The sequence below is a fragment of the Niveibacterium microcysteis genome (assembly GCF_017161445.1).
Classification (GTDB): Bacteria; Pseudomonadota; Gammaproteobacteria; order Burkholderiales; family Rhodocyclaceae; genus Niveibacterium; species Niveibacterium microcysteis.
In genome coordinates this window covers 3,804,471-3,821,277 of sequence record NZ_CP071060.1, presented here as the reverse complement: position 1 = coordinate 3,821,277, position 16,807 = coordinate 3,804,471, and the positions used below count along the sequence as shown (strand labels likewise).

The window sequence follows — 16,807 nt, the reverse complement described above, 5'->3', positions numbered from 1 at the left end:
GGGCGGGAACGAAAGCAGGCTGTAGCCAAAAACTCCTTTCTTTCCCGCACTTTTGAAGTGCGCGTGACGCTATCCGCGTCGCGCGAATCTCGACGGCGTTCCGCGATCCGGTCGCCAGGAGACGAATTATGTATGCGTACTGGATGCGCGCCCTCGCACCCGAGGGCAGCCTCTGGCGGCATCGCGACTACATGCGGCTGTTTCTGGCCAGCACGCTCGCGACGCTCGGGGCCACCGTTTCTCAAATGGCGCTGCCACTGACGGCCGTGCAACTGCTCGATGCCAGTGCAACGCAGATGGGCATCCTCGCCGCGTGCGAACTGCTGCCCTTTGCGCTATTCAGCCTGCCGGCCGGCGTGTGGGTGGATCGTTCGCGCAAGAAGCGCTTGTCCGCCACCTTTGATTTCCTCGGTGCTGCGGCGCTGGCACTGGTGCCGATTGCGCACCTCGCCGGTGTGTTGTCCCTGCCCGTGCTGTACATCGCCGGCTTCATGGTGGGTTGCAGCTTTGCGATTGGCGGAACCGCGATGCAGGTGTTCATTACCCAGCTGGTTGGGCGTGAGCGCTTGGTCGAGGCGAACAGCAAGCTGTCGGCGGCGGGGTCGATCGCCGGCATCGTTGGCCCCGCACTGGCGGCGATCGTGGTGGATGCGGTTGGCGCGCCATTGGCCATTACGCTGGACGCCTGCGGTTTTGCATTGTCCGGGTTGCTGGTGCTGTCGATTCGCCGCGACGATCCACCCGTGGTGGCCGAGCGGCGCCCGATGTGGCCAGAGGTTGTCGACGGCCTGCGCATGGTGTGGCGCCATCCGCTTCTGCGCTCGCTCGCGGTGGCGGCGGCGATCTGGATCATGTTGTTTGACAGCTTCCGCGCGCTGTATGTGCTGTTCGCGACACGTGAGCTGCTGCTGGGTGCGAAGGATCTTGCGCTGATCAACACCCTGGGCGCGCTTGGGGCGTTGCTTGGTGCCGCCGCCGCGCACCGGCTTGAACGCACGCGCGGCGCGCGGCCGACACTGCTGCTGGGCTATCTGCTGTGCGGTGTCGGCTATGGCGCCTATGCCGCGATGCAGCCGGGCTGGCAGCTCACCGCACTGGGGGCGGGGCTGGCGATGCTGGTGATCGACTTCGGCGCGACGATGTATTCGATCACCTACATCAGTCTGCGGCAGCAGGTTACGCCCGACGCGATGTTGGGCCGCATGACCGCGACGATGCGTTTCCTCAGCGTGTCCGCGGCGCCGATTGGTTCCGCGACGGCTGGGCGGATGGGCGACCTTGCCGGCTTGCACGCCACGTTGTTTGGTGTGGCGCTATTGGGCTGCCTTCTTGCTCTTGGCGCAGCGCGCTGGATGCCCGCGACGCGCAGAAGCACACCGATGGTTTATGAATTGTCCGAACAGGGAGTGATGAAATGAACAAACAGAAAGTCATTCATGTCCGGGCTGCAGAGCCCGACGACTGGCGAGCGGTGCACGCGATCATGACCGCCCCGGTCGCCGCGGCCTGCGCTTTCGGTACCCCTTACCAGGGGCCAGAGCGCTATCGCCGGCAACTGGCGGAGCCCGGGCAGGATCATTGGTTGCTGGCTTGCGCTGGCAACGAGGCGGTCGGCGCCGTGATCCTGATGCCGCAAGTTCCGGCGAGGCGCGCCCACTGCGCACGCCTGGCGATCGTGGTGCGCGACGATTGGCAGCGTCGTGGCGTTGGTGCGCAGCTGATGAAGTCTGCTCTCGATCTGGCCGACAACTGGCTCGGTATTGGCCGGATCGAACTGGAGGTGTTCATCGATAACATTGCTGCGATCTCGCTCTACCGGCGTTTTGGCTTTGATACCGAAGGCTGTTCGCGTGGCTTTGCCCTGCGCAACGGTGTGCTGGTCGATGCCTACCGCATGGCGCGCCTGCGCGGCATCGCGCCGTGGGTGTCGCCGGCCGCCGGTGCGACAATTGCGGCATGAGCGCTTGGCGTTGGGACATCTTCTGCACCGTTATCGATAACTACGGCGACATCGGCGTCTGCTGGCGGCTTGCGCGGCAACTCGCGAGCGAGCACGACGCCGATGTGCGGCTGTGGGTGGATGACCTCGCGAGCCATAGCCGCTTGCTCGGGGATGGCGACGTGTCTGCGAGTGGTGTGGCGGTTCATCACTGGCGTCAGGAGGCTGCGCCCGACGCCTCGGCCGACGTGGTGGTGGCCGGTTTTGGCTGCCGCCTGCCGGAGAGCTACGTTGCGGCGATGGCGGCGCGGCCGCGCGCGCCGGTCTGGATCAACCTCGAGTACCTCTCCGCCGAGGCTTGGGTGGAGGGTTGCCATTTGCTGCCCTCGCCGCACCCGCGCCTACCGCTGACCGAACATTTCTACTACCCGGGGTTCACACAGCAGACCGGCGGTTTGCTGCGTGAGGCGCGGCTGATCGAAGCGCGCGACGCCTTTCGACGCGATAGCGCAGCGCAGGCGGCACTCTGGCAGTGCCTTGGCGTGGATGCGCCGTCGCCCGATTCGCTGCGGATTTCCTTGTTCGCCTACGAGAACCCCGCCTTGCCGGATCTGCTTCAAGCGTGGGCGGAGGGCGGCAATGAGATCTGGTGTGGCGTACCCGAAGGGCGCGTGTGGAAATCGGTGGAGGCCTGGCTTGGTGCGCCGCTGTCGCTCGGGCGTTCGGAAAGCCGCGGGCGGCTGGTGCTTGCGCCACTGAGGTTTGTCGATCAGGCGCGCTACGACCAGTTGCTGTGGTCCTGCGACGTAAACTTCGTTCGCGGCGAGGATTCCTTCGTGCGGGCCCAGTGGGCAGGGCGTCCGCTGGTCTGGCACATCTACCCGCAAGACGAGGCGGCGCACCTGGTCAAACTGGAGGCCTTCCTCGCGCGCCAGGTCGCCGGCTTGGCCGAGCGCGATGCTGAAGTGCTGCGGCGGATGCAGCACGCCTGGAACACAGGCGGTGCGATCGTGTCTGCCTGGGCTGATTTCATGGAGGCGCTGCCGCGATTGCGCGAACACGCGGAAGCCTGGTGCAGAGATTTGTCTGCGCAGCGCGATCTGGCGGCGGGGCTGGCGCAGTTCGCAAAAATCAAGTTAAAATAATAAGTTATCCATGTTTGTGGCGCCGGTTGGCGCCTTTTCCGTTATATCAGGTGCCCCGATGAAAACCGCCCAAGAACTCCGTGCCGGCAATGTCGTGATGGTCGGCTCCGAGCCGCTCGTCGTCCAGAAAGCCGAGTACAGCAAGTCCGGCCGCAACGCCTCCGTTGTGAAGATGAAGTTCAAGAACCTGCTGACCGGCTCGGGTTCCGAAACCGTTTACCGCGCTGACGACAAGTTCGAAGTCGTGACGCTGGATCGCAAGGAAGTGACCTACTCCTACTTCGCCGATCCGATGTATGTGTTCATGGACGCCGAGTACAACCAGTACGAAGTCGAAGCCGAGAACATGACCGAGGCGCTGAAGTATCTGGTTGATGGCATGGCGCTGGAAGTGGTGTTCTACGAAGGCAAGGCGATCTCGGTCGAACTGCCGAACAGCGTCGTTCGTGAAGTGATCTACACCGAGCCGGCCGTCAAGGGCGACACCTCGGGCAAGGTCATGAAGCCGGCCAAGATCTCGACCGGTTTCGAACTGCCGGTGCCGGCCTTCGTTGAAATCGGTGACAAGATCGAAATCGACACCCGCACCGACGAGTACAAGAACCGCGTCAAGTAATCTGCCGGTTGTTGTCACAGCAAAAAGGGCCCCGCGGGGCCCTTTTGTTTTTTGGTCGGCTGATTCATTCCCAGCCGCTCGGCGCCGCAGCCTGCTCGCAGGCCACCTGCACCCGTTCGCCGGTCTCCAGCCACACCCCGGTGAGGCAGCCGCCCCACACGCAGCCGGTGTCCAGCGCCAGCACGCCATCCGCATTGTAGTAGCCGAGCGCCGACCAGTGGCCGCACACCACGGTGTGGCTGGCGCTTCGGCGCCCTGGCACCGCGAACCACGGCAGGATTCCGGCGGGCGCTGCGTCGATCGGGCCCTTGTACTTGAGCGCCATCTCGCCGGTGGCGCTGCAAAGGCGCATGCGGCACATCGCGTTGACGATGACGCGCAGGCGATCCCAGCCTTCGAGGGCGTCATTCCATGCAAGCGGTTGGCTGCCCCACAGGTTCTGCAGGAACACCTGCCAGTGGGGCCCCTGCAGCGCACCTTCAACCTCATGGGCGAGCAATCGCGCTTGCGCCACGCTCCAACCGGGCAGCAGGCCGGCGTGCACCATCGCGAAGGTCTCGTCGACATGCATCAGCGGCTGGAAACGCAGCCAATCGATCAGCGCCGCGCGGTCGGGGGCATCGAGGATGTCGTCGAGCGTGTCGTCGGCACCGCGCCGCATCGCTCCGCTGGCGACGGCCAGCAGATAGAAGTCGTGGTTGCCGAGCACCGTGACAGCACTCTTGCCGAGCGCACGAATGCGACGCAGCACCGCGGCGTTGTCCTTGCCGCGGTTTACAAGGTCCCCGGTCAGCCACAGTTCATCGCGACCGGGCTGGAAGCCGGCGGCGTCAAGAAGCCGGTCGAGCGGTTCGAGTTGTCCTTGCAGGTCGCCGACGGCGAATCTCATGCGTGGCGCTCCTGTTTGTCGGGCCGGATCAAGGCTTGCGCGAATCGCGCGCGGTGGCGCGAATCTCGATCACCTTGGCGTACTTGATGAAGCTGTTGAAGCAGCCGATGCCGATATGTACCAGGCCGGCGCCGCCATCGAGAAAGCCGCGCCGCACGATGTAGAACTTGATGAAGCGGAAGATCGGGCTCAGCCAGAGTTTTGTCGCACTCGGCTCGAAACCTTCGGTCACGAGCGCCTCGGCGGCCAGTGTGGTGTAGCGGTTCTGCTTCGCGAGGTAGGACTCCAGCCCTTCTTCGGAATGGTGTAGCAGGTCGCCCTTGAGGCGCCCGACATCACCCAGCGCGGTGACCTTCTCATGCACCAGGTCGTCGGACCAGCGCGCATGGCGGCGGTCGAACAGCCGTAGGGACAGGTCCGGATAGCCTTCGCCGTGGCGCAGGTAGCGCCCGAGGAAACGGTTGCAGCGCGGGAACTCGAAGGCGCGATGTGTCGGTGCGGCGAGCTCTCGCTGGATCTCGGCCTGCAGCGCGGGCGTCACCACCTCGTCGCCGTCGATGCACAGCACCCACTCGTTTTTCGCCTGATCCACGGCGAACTGCTTCTGCGGGCCGAAGCCGAGCCAATCCTGATGGATCACGCGGGCGCCGGCCCGCTCCGCGATGGCACAGGTGTCGTCGCTGCTGCCGGAATCCACCACCACGATCTCGTCACAGAAGGCGAGGGAGGTCAGCGTCTCGGCGAGGGTTGGCGCGCAATCGCGCGTGATCAGGACGGCGGAAAGGGCTTGGCGTTCGCTCATGCGCGCAATTATAGGCGTCGTGGCGTCGACGCGATTTGCCGATAACGGCCGCCGCCGGAATAATCCGGGCCATGCGAGAGATCCTGATCGTCAAAACCTCCTCGATGGGGGACGTCATCCAGTACCTGCCGGCGGTGACCGACATGCACGCAAGGGTGCCGGACCTGGCGATCGACTGGGTGGTCGAGGCGCCGTTCGCGCCGCTGGTACGTTTGCACCCGGGCGTGCGGCGCGTGATCCCGGTCGCCCTGCGTAGCTGGCGCAAGCGCTTGCTGGCGCCCGCGACCTGGTCGGCGTTCGGCGAGTTCCGCCGCTCGCTGCGCGAAGTGCGCTACGAACGTGTGATTGATGCGCAGGGCCTGCTCAAGAGTGCAGTACTCGCTTGCATGAGCGGCGCACCGGTGGCGGGCTACATGCCTGACAGCGCGCGCGAGCCAATTGCTACCCGGTTGTATGCCGAGAAGTATCGCGTGTCGTGGCAAATGCATGCGGTGGAACGCAATCGACGCCTCACCGCCGCGATCTTCGACTACCGCCTCGACCTGCCCTTGGACTATGGCATCGCGGCGCCTGCGCCGCGCGACGATGCGTGGCGGCCCGCAGAACCCTACGTGGTGCTGCTGACCGCGACCAGCCGCGACGAGAAGCTGTGGCCGGAGCCGAACTGGATCGAACTCGGGCGTGCGCTGGGGCGACGCGGTCTGAGTTGTGTGCTGCCCGCCGGTAGCGATGTCGAGCGTGCCCGCGCACAGCGCATCGCCGCCGAACTGCCGCACGCCTTGGTGGCGCCGCCGATGCCGCTCGATGCGCTGGCAACGCTCATCGAGCGCGCGCAATGCGTGGTTGGGGTGGATACCGGCCTGTCGCACCTTGCTGCGGCACTCAAAGTGCCGGTCGTGGCGCTGTATTTGGCGACAGAGCCGGGCGCCAATGGCGTCGCCGGTGGGCGCAACGCGGTGAACCTTGGCGGCAAGGGGCAGAAGCCTTCCGTGGCTCAGGTGCTGCAAACCCTCGCACCGTGGGTCGCATGATCGGCCGCCTGCTGTACTCAACGGCGTGGTACATCGCCGCGCCGCTGATCTTCCTGCGCCTCGTCTGGCGTGCGCGCCGTCAGCCGGAATACCTGCACAACCTGGGCGAACGCCTCGGCTTTCATCGGCAACCCGTCGCGGCGTCCCTGATGTGGGTGCATGCGGTGTCGGTCGGCGAGACGCGTGCCGCGCAGCCGCTGGTGCGTGGTCTGCTCGCGAAATACCCGCAGCACACGCTGCTGCTGACACAGATGACGCCGACCGGGCGCGCCACGGCGCTGGAGCTCTTCGGCGCGGATCCGCGCGTCAGGGTGGCCTATCTGCCCTACGACACCCCGGGGTGCGTCCGGCGTTTCATGCAGCACTTCCGGCCGGCCTTCGGGGTCGTGATGGAGACTGAGGTGTGGCCGAACCTGTTGCGTGGTGCGCGGCGTGCTGGCGTACCGGTGCTGTTGGCGAATGCGCGACTCTCCGAGCGCTCGGCGCGCGGCTATGCGCGGCTCGGCGGTTTCGCGCGCAGCGTGTTTGCCGACCTTGCAGCCTGTGGCGCGCAGACGGAAGCGGACGCCGCGCGTCTACGCGCAATGGGCGCCGATCCAGTCCAGGTTACCGGCAATCTGAAGTTCGAGATTGCCGCGCCAGCCGAGCAGCTTGCGCTCGGGGCTGCATTCCGGCTGCGCTTTGGCGCGCGCCCGGTGCTGGTGGCCAGCAACACGCGGCAGGGTGAAGAGGGGCCGCTGCTCGATGCGTTCTTGCGCCATGGGCCAGCAGATCTGCTGCTGGTACTGGTGCCGCGACACCCGCAGCGATTCGACGAGGTGGCCCGTCTGATCGCGCAACGCGGCCTGGCCCATGAGCGCCGAAGTGCAGCGGATGCGCCGATCGCGGCTTCAACGCGGGTGTGGTTGGGCGACAGCATGGGCGAAATGTTCGCTTACTACGCCTGCGCGGATGTCGCGATCGTGGGAGGCAGCTGGGCGCCGCTGGGCGGTCACAACCTGATCGAGGCCTGTGCGGTGGGGGTGCCCGCAATCGTGGGGCCACACACCTTCAACTTTGCCCAAGCGACGGCGGACGCGATCGCGGCCGGTGCGGCGTTGCGCTGCGCCGACGCGGATGAGGCAGTTCGCACTGCGCTGGGGCTGCTGGCCGATGCTGCGCGACGTAGCGCGATTGGCGCGGCTGGGCGTGCCTTCAGTGCGCATCATCGTGGGGCGCTCGCGGCGACGCTGGCGCTCGTCGACACGCTCGCGCCGAAATGAAACAGGCCCCTCACGAGGGGCCTGTTGGCGTGCAGCGATTGGCGCTTACTTCTTCTTGGCGGGCTTCGCCGGCGCCTCGGTTTTCTTCGCGGCGGGAGCGGGCTCGGCCTTGGCCGGTTCAACCAGCGGTTGCGGGTTGGTCGCCGGCACCACGATCGGACGACCCGCGGCCGCCGGGTCGAGCAGGGCGTTGATGGTCTTGAGATCGTCCTCACTCAGTGTGCCGGCCGCGCTCTTCAGTCGCAGTTGCGCGATCGCGGTGTCGTAGCGGGCGCGTGCGAGCTGCCGGAAGGTGTCGTAATACTGCGTTTCGGCGTTCAGCACGTCGATGTTGATACGCACGCCCACCTGATAACCCAGCTTGTTCGACTCGACCGCGCTCTTCGACGAGATCAGCGCCGCTTCGTAGCCAGCCACCTGCGCGATGCCACTGCTGACACCCAGGAAAGCCTGCTGCGCACCCAGTGTTGCCGAGCGACGTGCGTACTCGAGATCCGAGCGGGCCTTCTCACGCAGCGCAACCGCCTCACGCACCTTCGACTGCGTGTAACCGCCGGCGAAGATCGGAACGTTGATTTGCACACCGATCGAGCCCGAGGTGGTTTTCGCCTCGGTGGCGAGGATGTCGCCCAGCGATCCGCTGTGGTTGTAGCCGTACTTGGCGACAACGTCAGCGGTCGGCAGGTGGCCTGAACGTGCGCTCGAGACTTCGCGGTCGGCGATCTCGGCGGCCAGCTGTGCTTGCTGGGCAGAGAGGTTGCCTTCGGCCGCTGTAGTCGCCCATTGCGACATGTCGTTCGGCTGCGGTTGTTCGAAGCGCACGCCTTCGCGCAAGGGGGCGAGGGCGCCCTGATCCTTGCCGGTGACCTGCTGCAGGGCCTGCCGCTTGACGATCAGGTCGGCCTGCGCTGCCGCTTCACGGGCGACCGTGAGGTCGTAACGCGATTGCGCTTCATGCACGTCGGTCACGGTCGTGGTGCCCACCTCAAAGCTCTTCTTCGCGAGTTCGAGCTGCTGCAGGTTGGCGGACTTCTGCGCCTGAATGCTGGCAAGCGTTTCGGCCGCGTTCAGCTGGTCGAAGTACGCGGTTGCAACGCGCAGGATCAGGTCTTGGCGTGCGCTCTGCGCCTGCAACTCGGCCACCGTCGCGGCGAGTTCGCCTTCGCGGTACTGGTACCAGTTCTGCAGACGGAAGATGGGTTGCGTGAGCTGGACGCCCCAGTTGTTGCTGTTATAACGCCCGGAGATCTCAGGCAGCGGCAGATCACGTGAGGTGTCGTTGTATTGCGTGCCGGCCGAGGCCCCGATCTGCGGCAGCAGCGCGGACAATCCCTGCGCCTTGCGCTCACGGCCAGCCTCCGATGCCGCGCGCGCCGAGGCGAACTGCGCGTCGTTATCCAAGGCATCACGGTAGGCCTGCATCAGGTCTGCCGAGTGGGCGCTGCCTGCGAACAGGCCTGCGATCGCGATGCTGAGCATTCGCTTCATGAATCCATCACTCCGTCAGTATCTCGGCATTGTCGGGTCGACCTGTTCGGCCCAGCCGGCGACCCCGCCGGCCAGGTTGAACACCTGGGTCAAACCGTGCCGTTCAAGAAAATAGGCCACCTGCATGCTGCGGGCGCCGTGATGACAGATCACCACGACGGGCGCATCGGGCTCCAGCTCTTCCGCCCGCATCGGCACGCTGGCCATCGGCATCAGCTGTGCGTCGGCGATATGGCAGATGTCGTACTCCCACGCTTCCCGCACATCGAGCAGATGTGGTTTGGCGCGCGATTCATCGGCCAGCCATTCAGCCAGCGCGCGGGGCGACAGCTGCTGCATCAGAAGTTGAACGCGCTCTTGGCGGGCACGCGCAGCGCCGGCACCAGGGTGTCGAACACGTTCTCGGTGCTGTACTGGCCTTCGCCGGTGCAGGTGATCAGTTGCCCGACCATCACCGGCGCGCTGCCGACGAAGGCGAACAGACGGCCACCGGGCTTGAGCTGTTCAAGCATTGCTTTCGGCACTTCGGTCACGCCTGCGGATACGACGATGACGTCGTAGGGGCCGCGCTCAGGCCAGCCAGCGGCGCCGTCGCCTTCTTCAACGATCACGTTCTCGATGCCCGCCGCGGCGAGGTTTGCTGCGGCAAGGCTGGCGAGTGCCGGGTCGATCTCGATCGAGCGGACCCAGTCGGCGCGCGCAGCGAGCAGTGCGGCCATGTAGCCGGACCCAGCGCCGATTTCCAGCACCTTGTCCGTCTTCTTCGGTGCGACGGCCTGCAGCACCTTGGCTTCAAGCTTGGGTTCGAGCATCGCGGCGCCACCGGGCAGCGGCACGGCGATATCAGCGAAGGCCAGGTTACGAAAGGCTTCGGGGACGAAGCGCTCGCGCTGGACAGTCATCAGGGTGTCGAGCACCTCGGGGTCCAGAACCTCCCATGGCCGGATCTGTTGCTCGACCATGTTGAAGCGCGCTTGTTCGAAATCCATTTCTTGCTCCTCGACAATGCCTTGAAATCAATGCGTTAAGCCAATGCTCTAAGCCTGCAATTCTAGCCCAGGCTGCGGCCCTGAGGCCGCCCTGTGTAACGTTTGGTAGCTGTCGGTGACCTTTGATACACAGCGCCCTTAGCTTTTTGCCGCCGGCGCCGCGATCCGGTACCACGCGGCGTACAGCGCGGGCAGGAAGAGCAGCGTCAGAACGGTTGCCACCGCCAGGCCGCCCATGATCGCCACCGCCATCGGCCCGAAGAAGGCGCTGCGCGTGAGCGGGATCATCGCCAGGATCGCCGCTGCCGCCGTCAGCATGATCGGGCGGAAGCGCCGTACGGTGGATTCGATGATCGCTTCCCACGGCGTGCGACCGGCTTGCAGGTCTTGCCGGATCTGGTCCACAAGGATCACCGAGTTGCGCATGATCATGCCCGACAGGGCAATGGTGCCCAGCATCGCGACGAAGCCGAAAGGTTTGTTGAAGGCGAGCAGGGATACCGTGACCCCGATCATGCCGAGCGGTGCGGTCAGCACCACCATCGCGACGCGAGAGAAGCTCTGCAGCTGGATCATCAGCACCGTCAGCACGACGAGGATGAACAGCGGCATGCCGGCGGCGACTGACTTGCCGCCCTTGGCGCTTTCCTCCACCGAGCCGCCGACGTCGATGTGATAGCCGAGCGGCAGTTTCGCGCGCAGCTTGGCGATCTCGGGTTCGAGCTGGGCAGTCACGGTGGCCGGCTGCACGGTGCCATAAAGGTTTCCGCGCACGGACACGGTCGGTACCCGATCGCGTCGCCACACAATGCCGGGCTCGAAGCTGTATTCCAGCGTGGCCACCTGCGTCAGCGGCACGCCGCGCCCGCTGCCGGTCGGCAGCATCAGTTCCGACAGCAGCGAGAGATGTTCGCGCTCGACCGGTGCGCCGCGCACCGTGATCTGGATTGTCTCGGTGCCTTCGCGCAGCTCGCTGATGTTCTGCCCGTTCACCGAAGTGTTGAGGAAGTTCGCCACGTCCTGCACCGACAACCCGAGCAGCCGCGCCTTCTCGGGGTCGACGTGCACCTTTACGACCTTGGAGGCTTCGTCCCAGTCCTTCTGCACGTTGGCAAGCTGCGGGTTCTTGCGCATCACCTGCGCGACCTCGTCGGCCAGCTTGTGCGCCACGGCGTGGTCCGGCCCGCTCACGCGGAACTGCACCGGAAACCCGACTGGCGGGCCGTTCTCGAGCCGGTTGATCGACGCGCGCAGTTCGCCGTAATCGTGCTCGAACAGCGTAATCATCTTGCTGCGCAGGGCCTCGCGCTCGGCAGCGCCCTTCGTCAGCACGACGAACTGCGCGAAGTTGGCTTGCGGCAGTTGCTGGTCAAGCGGCAGGTAGAAGCGTGGGCTGCCGGTGCCGACGTAGGCAACGTAGTTCTCGATGCCCGGTTCCTTCGCCAGTACTGCTTCGAGCCGCTTCACTGCATTCTCCGCCGCGTGGTACGAGGCACCCTGCGCGAGGCGCAGGTCGATCAGCAGTTCGGGCCGCGTCGAGTCGGGGAAGAACTGCTGCGGTACGAACTTGAAGCCCCAGATTGCGATCACGAAGGTGCCCAGCGTCGCGCCGATGGTGATCCAGCGGAAGCGCACGCACCATTCCACTGCGCGGCGGAAAGTGCGGTAGAAGCCGGAGTGGTAGATCGCGTCTTCGCCGTGGATGCCCTGATGCGCCGCTGCGCGCGCCTGCAAGCGCGCAGCCAGACCCGGCGCATAGCGCGCGAGCCAACGGTTGAAGCGACTCGGCTTGCCGTTCGCGGCGGCGAAGTCGGGCAGCAGGTGGTAGCCGATGTAGGGCACGAACAGCACCGCCGCCACCCACGACACCATCAATGCAATGACGGTGACCTGAAAGATCGAGCGGGTGTATTCACCGGTGCTGGACTGCGCGGTGGCGATCGGCAGGAAACCCGCTGCGGTGACCAAGGTGCCGGAGAGCATCGGCATCGCGGTGGAGGTGTAGGCGAAGCTCGCCGCCTTGGCGCGGTCCCAGCCTTGTTCCATCTTCGTGGCCATCATCTCGACCGCGATGATCGCGTCGTCGACCAGCAGGCCGAGCGCGAGGATCAGTGCGCCGAGCGAGATCTTGTGCAGGCCGATCTCAAGCTGATGCATGAAGACGAAGGTGATCGCGAGCACGACCGGAATCGAGATCGCGACCACGATGCCGGTGCGCAGGCCAAGCGAGATCAGGCTCACCGCCAGCACGATCACGACCGCCTCGGTCAGTGAGCGCACGAATTCCTGCACCCCGTGCTGCACGGCATGCGGCTGGTCCGCCACGCGTTCGAGTCGCACCCCAATCGGCAGCTGGGAGTCGATACGCTTGATCGCCTCGTCAAGGTGATGACCCAGCGCGATGATGTCGCCGCCGCTGCGCATCGCGACACCGATGCCGAAGGCTTCGTGGCCCATGAAGCGCATCTTGTTGCTGGGCGGATCGATGTAGCCGCGTTTGACCTCGGCCACGTCGCCCAGGCGGAAGCTGCGTCCGCCCGCACGTATCGGCAGCTCGCGGATCGTATCGAGGTTCTCGAACTGGCCGGTGGGGCGCAGGAAGATGCGCTCGTCCACCAGTTCGTAATAGCCCGCCGCGGCCTTCGCGTTCTGGCCGACGATGGCGTCGACAACGGTACGAACATCGAGGCCCAGCGTCGCGAGCTTCAGGTTCGAGAATTCGATGTAGACGCGCTGCTCCTGCTCGCCGAAGAACTCGACCTTCGCGACGTCCGGCACCTTGAGCAGTTCGCCGCGGATCGTATCGCCATAGCGCTTCAGGTCGGCGTAGCTCATGCCTTCCCCGACCAGCGCGAAGATGTTGCCGAAGGTGTCGCCGAACTCGTCGTTGAAGTACGGGCCCTGCACGCCAGCGGGCAAGGTGTAGCGGATGTCGCCGACGCGCTTGCGCACCTGGTAAAACATCTCCGACATCTTGGTCGAAGGCATTGAGTCCTTGAAGATCAGGAAGATCAGCGACTCACCCGGCTTGGAGTAGCTGCGGATGAAGTCGGTCGCGCCGAGTTCCTGGATCTTCTTCTCCAGCTTGTCGGTGACCTGCTGCTCGACTTCGGTCGCGCTGGCACCGGGCCAGTTCGTGCGCACCACCATCACCTTGAAGGTGAAGGGCGGGTCTTCCGACTGCCCGAGCTTGGTATAGGCGATCACGCCGACGAGCGTCAGCACCACCATCAGATAGAGCACCAGCGCTTGATGGCGCAGGCCCCAGTCAGAGAGGTTGAAGCGCTTCATCGCTGGCTATCCAGGGCAACGGGCGTGTTGTCGGGCACCGGCTTGACCTTGTCGCCGGCCGCCAGGCGATGGGCGCCGACAACCACGACGCGGTCGCCATTCGCGAGGCCGCTCTCGATCAGGGCGCCGTCTTCCCGCCAGGCGCCGACCTTCACGCTGCGCGGTTGCAGGGTGCCGTCGGCACTCACCACCCAGACGCTGGGGGCGCCGGACTTCTGGATCAGCGCGCCGTGGGGCAGCACGATGCTCGACTTCTGCTGTGTCGGGAACGCCACCGCGGCGGTGGCGCCAAGCGCGAGCTTGTCGTCCGCACGCGGCACCGAGATGCGAACCGCGTAGGTTCGGGTTGTCGTGTCGGCGGCGGCAGCCACTTCCCGCACGGCGCCCTCGAACACCTGATCCTGGGCCGCCCAAGGGCGTACGCCAACCGGCGTGCCGGTCTTGATGCCGGCGATGCGTTGTTCCGGTACGTAGATCAACACTTCACGCTCGTTCGATGCGGCGATGCGCAGCACCGTTTGCCCGGCGGCGACGACCTGGCCGGCTTCGACCGGCGTTGCCGTGATCGCACCGTCACGATCCGCCACGAGGCGCGAATAGCCCGATTGGTTGCTGGCCACGTCCGCTTGGGCGCGGGCCTGTTGCAGGCGTGCTTGCGCCGCGAGCAGGGCGGCTCGCTTCTGGTCGAGTACCGAGCCACTGATGAAGTGCTGATCGCTGAGCGCCTTGCTGCGATCGAACTCCGCCTTCGCCAGCGCCAGGTCTGCGGAGGCGGCGACGACCTGCGCCTTGGCGGCCTCGGCGTTCAATTCCACATCCTGCGGGTCGATGCGGGCGAGCAAGTCGCCCTTCTTCACGCGGCTACCGAGGGTGACATTGCGTTCGAGCACCTTGCCCCCAACGCGGAATGCGAGGTCGATCTCATGGCGTGCGCGCACTTCGCCGGCATAGACAGCCAGCTGCGCCGTATCACCGAGGCCCACCGTGCGCACAACCGCGGCGCGCGGGGCAGGCTGCGGAGGCGCCTCGTGGGAGCAGGCGGCCAGCGTCAGTCCGAGGACGCCCGTGAGCGCCCCAACAAAACTCTCTCTCATTCGGGGGTTCCTTTCTCGGTGGCGCGAAGGCCGCGCAAGAAGATCTGCAGGAAGTTTTCTAGGAATTCTCGCGGGTCCTGCTGGCAAGCCTCGCAGAACGCAAGTGAATGTCGCCAAACTGCGATGTGCATGGCCGGCACAAAGAACAGGGATACCGTCTGCTCCAAATTGACCGGGCGGAAGAGGCCGCGTTCGATGCCGCGGGTGATCGCTGCCTCCACCATCCGCCGGCCGCGCTCGATCACGTTCTGGTGGTAAAAGCGCGCGACATCGGGAAAGTTCATCGCCTCGGCGATCATCAGTTTCGGGATACCGCCGAGCGGTGTGGCGCCGACGTTGTCCCACCACGCAAACAGGATCGCGCGCAGCATGCCTTCCGGATCGTCCAGCATGCCGGAGAGCTGCGCCTCGGCCGATTCGATCAAGGGCAGGATGCCGTCGCGGATGACTGCGGTGAACAGCGCTTCCTTGCTGTCGAAGTAGAGGTACAGCGTGCCCTTGGATACGCCTGCGCGCGCAGCGATCTCATCCAGACGCGTGGCGGCGAAGCCCTTTTCAACAAAGAGCTCCAGCGCCGCAGCGGATAGCTCGCTCGGTCGGGCTTGCTTGCGCCGCTGTCGCAGCGGCTCGGATGTCTTGGGAACAGCGCTCATGGACTCGGATAAAGGCCGCGCTTCATGCGTGGCAAAAATGACTAACCAGTCAGTAATTAAGCATGCCTCGCAGGAAGAGTCAAACCCAATCTGCGTGGTACGTCCTACTAAAGGTGCAAACGCGCCAATAAAGGTGCAAACGGCGAAAACCCTGCGGGCAAAATAGTTGCAAAGAGCGCCCCAGTACTGGTGCGGTTCGCGGCGATTCTTGGGGTTTCGATGGGAATGGCAAATGCATTAATGAATGCGAGTGGAGTTACGGATATCCAGCCGAATTAAAGGTGCAAACGAGCCAGTCGGCGTCTGGCTCGTTGGGCGAACGACGAGACTCGCGGAACGGATGCGCCCAGCGAACCGCAGTGGGCGCAATCTGCGTGGGGGCGATTGCGGCTAAAGGCTGTAAGCGGTCAGACGAAGATCGCAGGTTAAGGGCAGGGCTCGACCCGAAGCGGAACTTAAGCCGCATCCGAAGCGGCCGCCGACTCCTCAGGCCTCTTGGGCAGTTCCCGCAGTTCGCGGAAGCGCTGCGAGGTACTGGGTGGCCCTTTGCTCCGAAAAGTGGTCGATGACGACCTGTGCGACCACCAGTAGAAGCAATCCAGTCACGACGCCGTGCACCCAGCCTCGGCTTGTAAGCAGCAGGCCCAACACACTCTGAATCGCCCGGGGCGCAGACTCGTCGCTCCCTTGTCGCCACAGTCGACAGGGCTTGGGATGCCTGCGGCGTGAATGCCGAAGAGGTCATCGAAAAAGTGGGGGCGCGAGCGCCTTGGGCCAAGGCACTGGTCGCGCTGATCCACACCCTCGGCTTACGACGCGCCGAAGCGGTTTGCTTCAGGCCGCGGATTGCGCTGATCGAGCGGCGCGGCATGCAAATGGTGTGGATCCGTGAGCGCGGCTGGGGCAGCAAGGGGGGGGCGCGAGCGTTTCATACCGATCTCGTCGCAGCGACAGATTGATGCGATCGCCTATGCGTCGCGCTTCTGCCGCAAGGATGACGACGCGGTGATGCGCAGCATGGGTTTGTCGAAGAAGGCGGCGATCGACAAATTCCGGCGTGTCTGCGCGAGCTGCGGTATCACGAGGAAAGGTTTGGGTGTGACGTTGCACGGCCTGCGTCACCAGTACTACCACGACCGCATCTTGTCGATAGAAGGCGGCATGGAGTCGCCGGTGAAAGTCATGGGCCATCTTCTCGCCATTGGCGACGTTCTGGAGTCGCGGCAATACGAGCAGGAGGGCGAGCTGCGGCAGGCGTTGGAGGCCATGCGCGCCACCCGCTGGGCGGTTTTTGATGTCGAAGACCTCGACGAGATTGAGCGCCTCGACAAAGCACGAGTGCAGGTCAGCAGTGAGCTTGGCCACAAAAGGAAATCGATCACCGGCGCGTATGCCGGCTCGTACGCGACCCTGCTGCATCTGCTCAGGAAGTATGCCTTGGTGCTTAAGGCGTCGCCGGTGGCGAGCATTGATGAGCTCGCAAGTCTGATCGACAAGCCGGTTCGAGCGGTCATGCCCGTCGACACTTCCGGCGAAGAGGGCGACTGGGATTTCTGATCGCCGCGCATCGGGCGCGGAGCGAGAGTGGCCCTCGGATTTCCGAGCCCT

The 16,807-nt window shown here is 65.0% G+C and carries 16 protein-coding genes; 8 read left to right on the top strand and 8 right to left on the bottom strand.

The window, feature by feature from the left end; genetic code table 11:
• Window positions 1-128 precede the first annotated feature (128 nt).
• Genes JY500_RS17320 through efp form a run of 4 tightly spaced genes read left to right on the top strand, consistent with a single transcriptional unit; the run spans window position 129 to window position 3,700 of the window.
• The gene (locus tag JY500_RS17320; RefSeq protein WP_206253960.1) at window positions 129-1,418 is read left to right on the top strand and encodes an MFS transporter; all 1,290 of its coding nucleotides are present in this window, start codon (window positions 129-131) and stop codon (window positions 1,416-1,418) included.
• Complete coding sequence (locus JY500_RS17315; RefSeq protein WP_206253959.1) at window positions 1,415-1,960, top strand: GNAT family N-acetyltransferase; 546 nt, start codon at window positions 1,415-1,417, stop codon at window positions 1,958-1,960. The genes JY500_RS17320 and JY500_RS17315 overlap by 4 nt, the downstream gene beginning before the upstream one ends.
• Window positions 1,957-3,084 (top strand): elongation factor P maturation arginine rhamnosyltransferase EarP, encoded by a 1,128-nt coding sequence (gene earP, locus JY500_RS17310; protein WP_206253958.1) that lies wholly within the window; start codon window positions 1,957-1,959, stop codon window positions 3,082-3,084. Before JY500_RS17315 ends, earP begins: the two co-directional genes overlap by 4 nt.
• Before the next feature lie 58 nt (window positions 3,085-3,142).
• The gene (efp, locus tag JY500_RS17305) at window positions 3,143-3,700 is read left to right on the top strand and encodes an elongation factor P (RefSeq protein ID WP_172204782.1); all 558 of its coding nucleotides are present in this window, start codon (window positions 3,143-3,145) and stop codon (window positions 3,698-3,700) included.
• Between the two features lie 64 nt (window positions 3,701-3,764).
• Here efp and JY500_RS17300 read toward each other — a convergent pair whose 3' ends face one another.
• Window positions 3,765-4,589 carry a symmetrical bis(5'-nucleosyl)-tetraphosphatase gene (locus JY500_RS17300; RefSeq protein WP_206253957.1) on the bottom strand — a complete coding sequence of 275 codons (825 nt, stop codon included), beginning with the start codon at window positions 4,587-4,589 and terminating at the stop codon, window positions 3,765-3,767.
• Between the two features lie 28 nt (window positions 4,590-4,617).
• Window positions 4,618-5,391 carry a glycosyltransferase family 2 protein gene (locus JY500_RS17295; protein WP_172204778.1) on the bottom strand — a complete coding sequence of 258 codons (774 nt, stop codon included), beginning with the start codon at window positions 5,389-5,391 and terminating at the stop codon, window positions 4,618-4,620.
• A gap of 71 nt (window positions 5,392-5,462) precedes the next feature.
• On the opposite strand from JY500_RS17295, the gene waaC reads away from it, so the two are divergent.
• Window positions 5,463-6,422 (top strand): lipopolysaccharide heptosyltransferase I, encoded by a 960-nt coding sequence (gene waaC, locus JY500_RS17290; protein ID WP_206253956.1) that lies wholly within the window; start codon window positions 5,463-5,465, stop codon window positions 6,420-6,422.
• The gene (gene waaA, locus JY500_RS17285; protein WP_206253955.1) at window positions 6,419-7,684 is read left to right on the top strand and encodes a lipid IV(A) 3-deoxy-D-manno-octulosonic acid transferase; all 1,266 of its coding nucleotides are present in this window, start codon (window positions 6,419-6,421) and stop codon (window positions 7,682-7,684) included. The genes waaC and waaA overlap by 4 nt, the downstream gene beginning before the upstream one ends.
• A gap of 45 nt (window positions 7,685-7,729) precedes the next feature.
• Here the strand turns inward: waaA and JY500_RS17280 are convergent, their stop codons facing one another.
• From JY500_RS17280 to JY500_RS17255, 6 genes are all read right to left on the bottom strand, one after another.
• Window positions 7,730-9,172, bottom strand: coding sequence for a TolC family outer membrane protein (locus JY500_RS17280; RefSeq protein ID WP_206253954.1), 1,443 nt, complete (start codon window positions 9,170-9,172; stop codon window positions 7,730-7,732).
• A 15-nt stretch (window positions 9,173-9,187) separates the two neighbouring features.
• Window positions 9,188-9,511, bottom strand: a complete 324-nt coding sequence (locus JY500_RS17275) for a rhodanese-like domain-containing protein (RefSeq protein ID WP_172204770.1) — start codon at window positions 9,509-9,511, stop codon at window positions 9,188-9,190.
• Window positions 9,511-10,161, bottom strand: a complete 651-nt coding sequence (locus JY500_RS17270; RefSeq protein WP_172204768.1) for a protein-L-isoaspartate O-methyltransferase family protein — start codon at window positions 10,159-10,161, stop codon at window positions 9,511-9,513. The genes JY500_RS17275 and JY500_RS17270 overlap by 1 nt, the downstream gene beginning before the upstream one ends.
• A 138-nt stretch (window positions 10,162-10,299) precedes the next feature.
• Window positions 10,300-13,452, bottom strand: a complete 3,153-nt coding sequence (locus JY500_RS17265; protein ID WP_172204766.1) for an efflux RND transporter permease subunit — start codon at window positions 13,450-13,452, stop codon at window positions 10,300-10,302.
• Complete coding sequence (locus tag JY500_RS17260) at window positions 13,449-14,546, bottom strand: efflux RND transporter periplasmic adaptor subunit (protein WP_172204764.1); 1,098 nt, start codon at window positions 14,544-14,546, stop codon at window positions 13,449-13,451. Before JY500_RS17260 ends, JY500_RS17265 begins: the two co-directional genes overlap by 4 nt.
• On the bottom strand, window positions 14,543-15,199 hold the full coding sequence (locus tag JY500_RS17255; RefSeq protein WP_206253953.1) for a TetR/AcrR family transcriptional regulator: 657 nt from the start codon (window positions 15,197-15,199) through the stop codon (window positions 14,543-14,545). Before JY500_RS17255 ends, JY500_RS17260 begins: the two co-directional genes overlap by 4 nt.
• 725 nt (window positions 15,200-15,924) lie before the next feature.
• On the opposite strand from JY500_RS17255, the gene JY500_RS17250 reads away from it, so the two are divergent.
• Both JY500_RS17250 and JY500_RS17245 read left to right on the top strand, forming a co-directional pair.
• Window positions 15,925-16,158 carry a hypothetical protein gene (locus JY500_RS17250; protein WP_206253952.1) on the top strand — a complete coding sequence of 78 codons (234 nt, stop codon included), beginning with the start codon at window positions 15,925-15,927 and terminating at the stop codon, window positions 16,156-16,158.
• A 46-nt stretch (window positions 16,159-16,204) separates the two neighbouring features.
• Complete coding sequence (locus JY500_RS17245; protein ID WP_206253951.1) at window positions 16,205-16,756, top strand: hypothetical protein; 552 nt, start codon at window positions 16,205-16,207, stop codon at window positions 16,754-16,756.
• The last annotated feature ends 51 nt before the right edge of the window (window positions 16,757-16,807 follow it).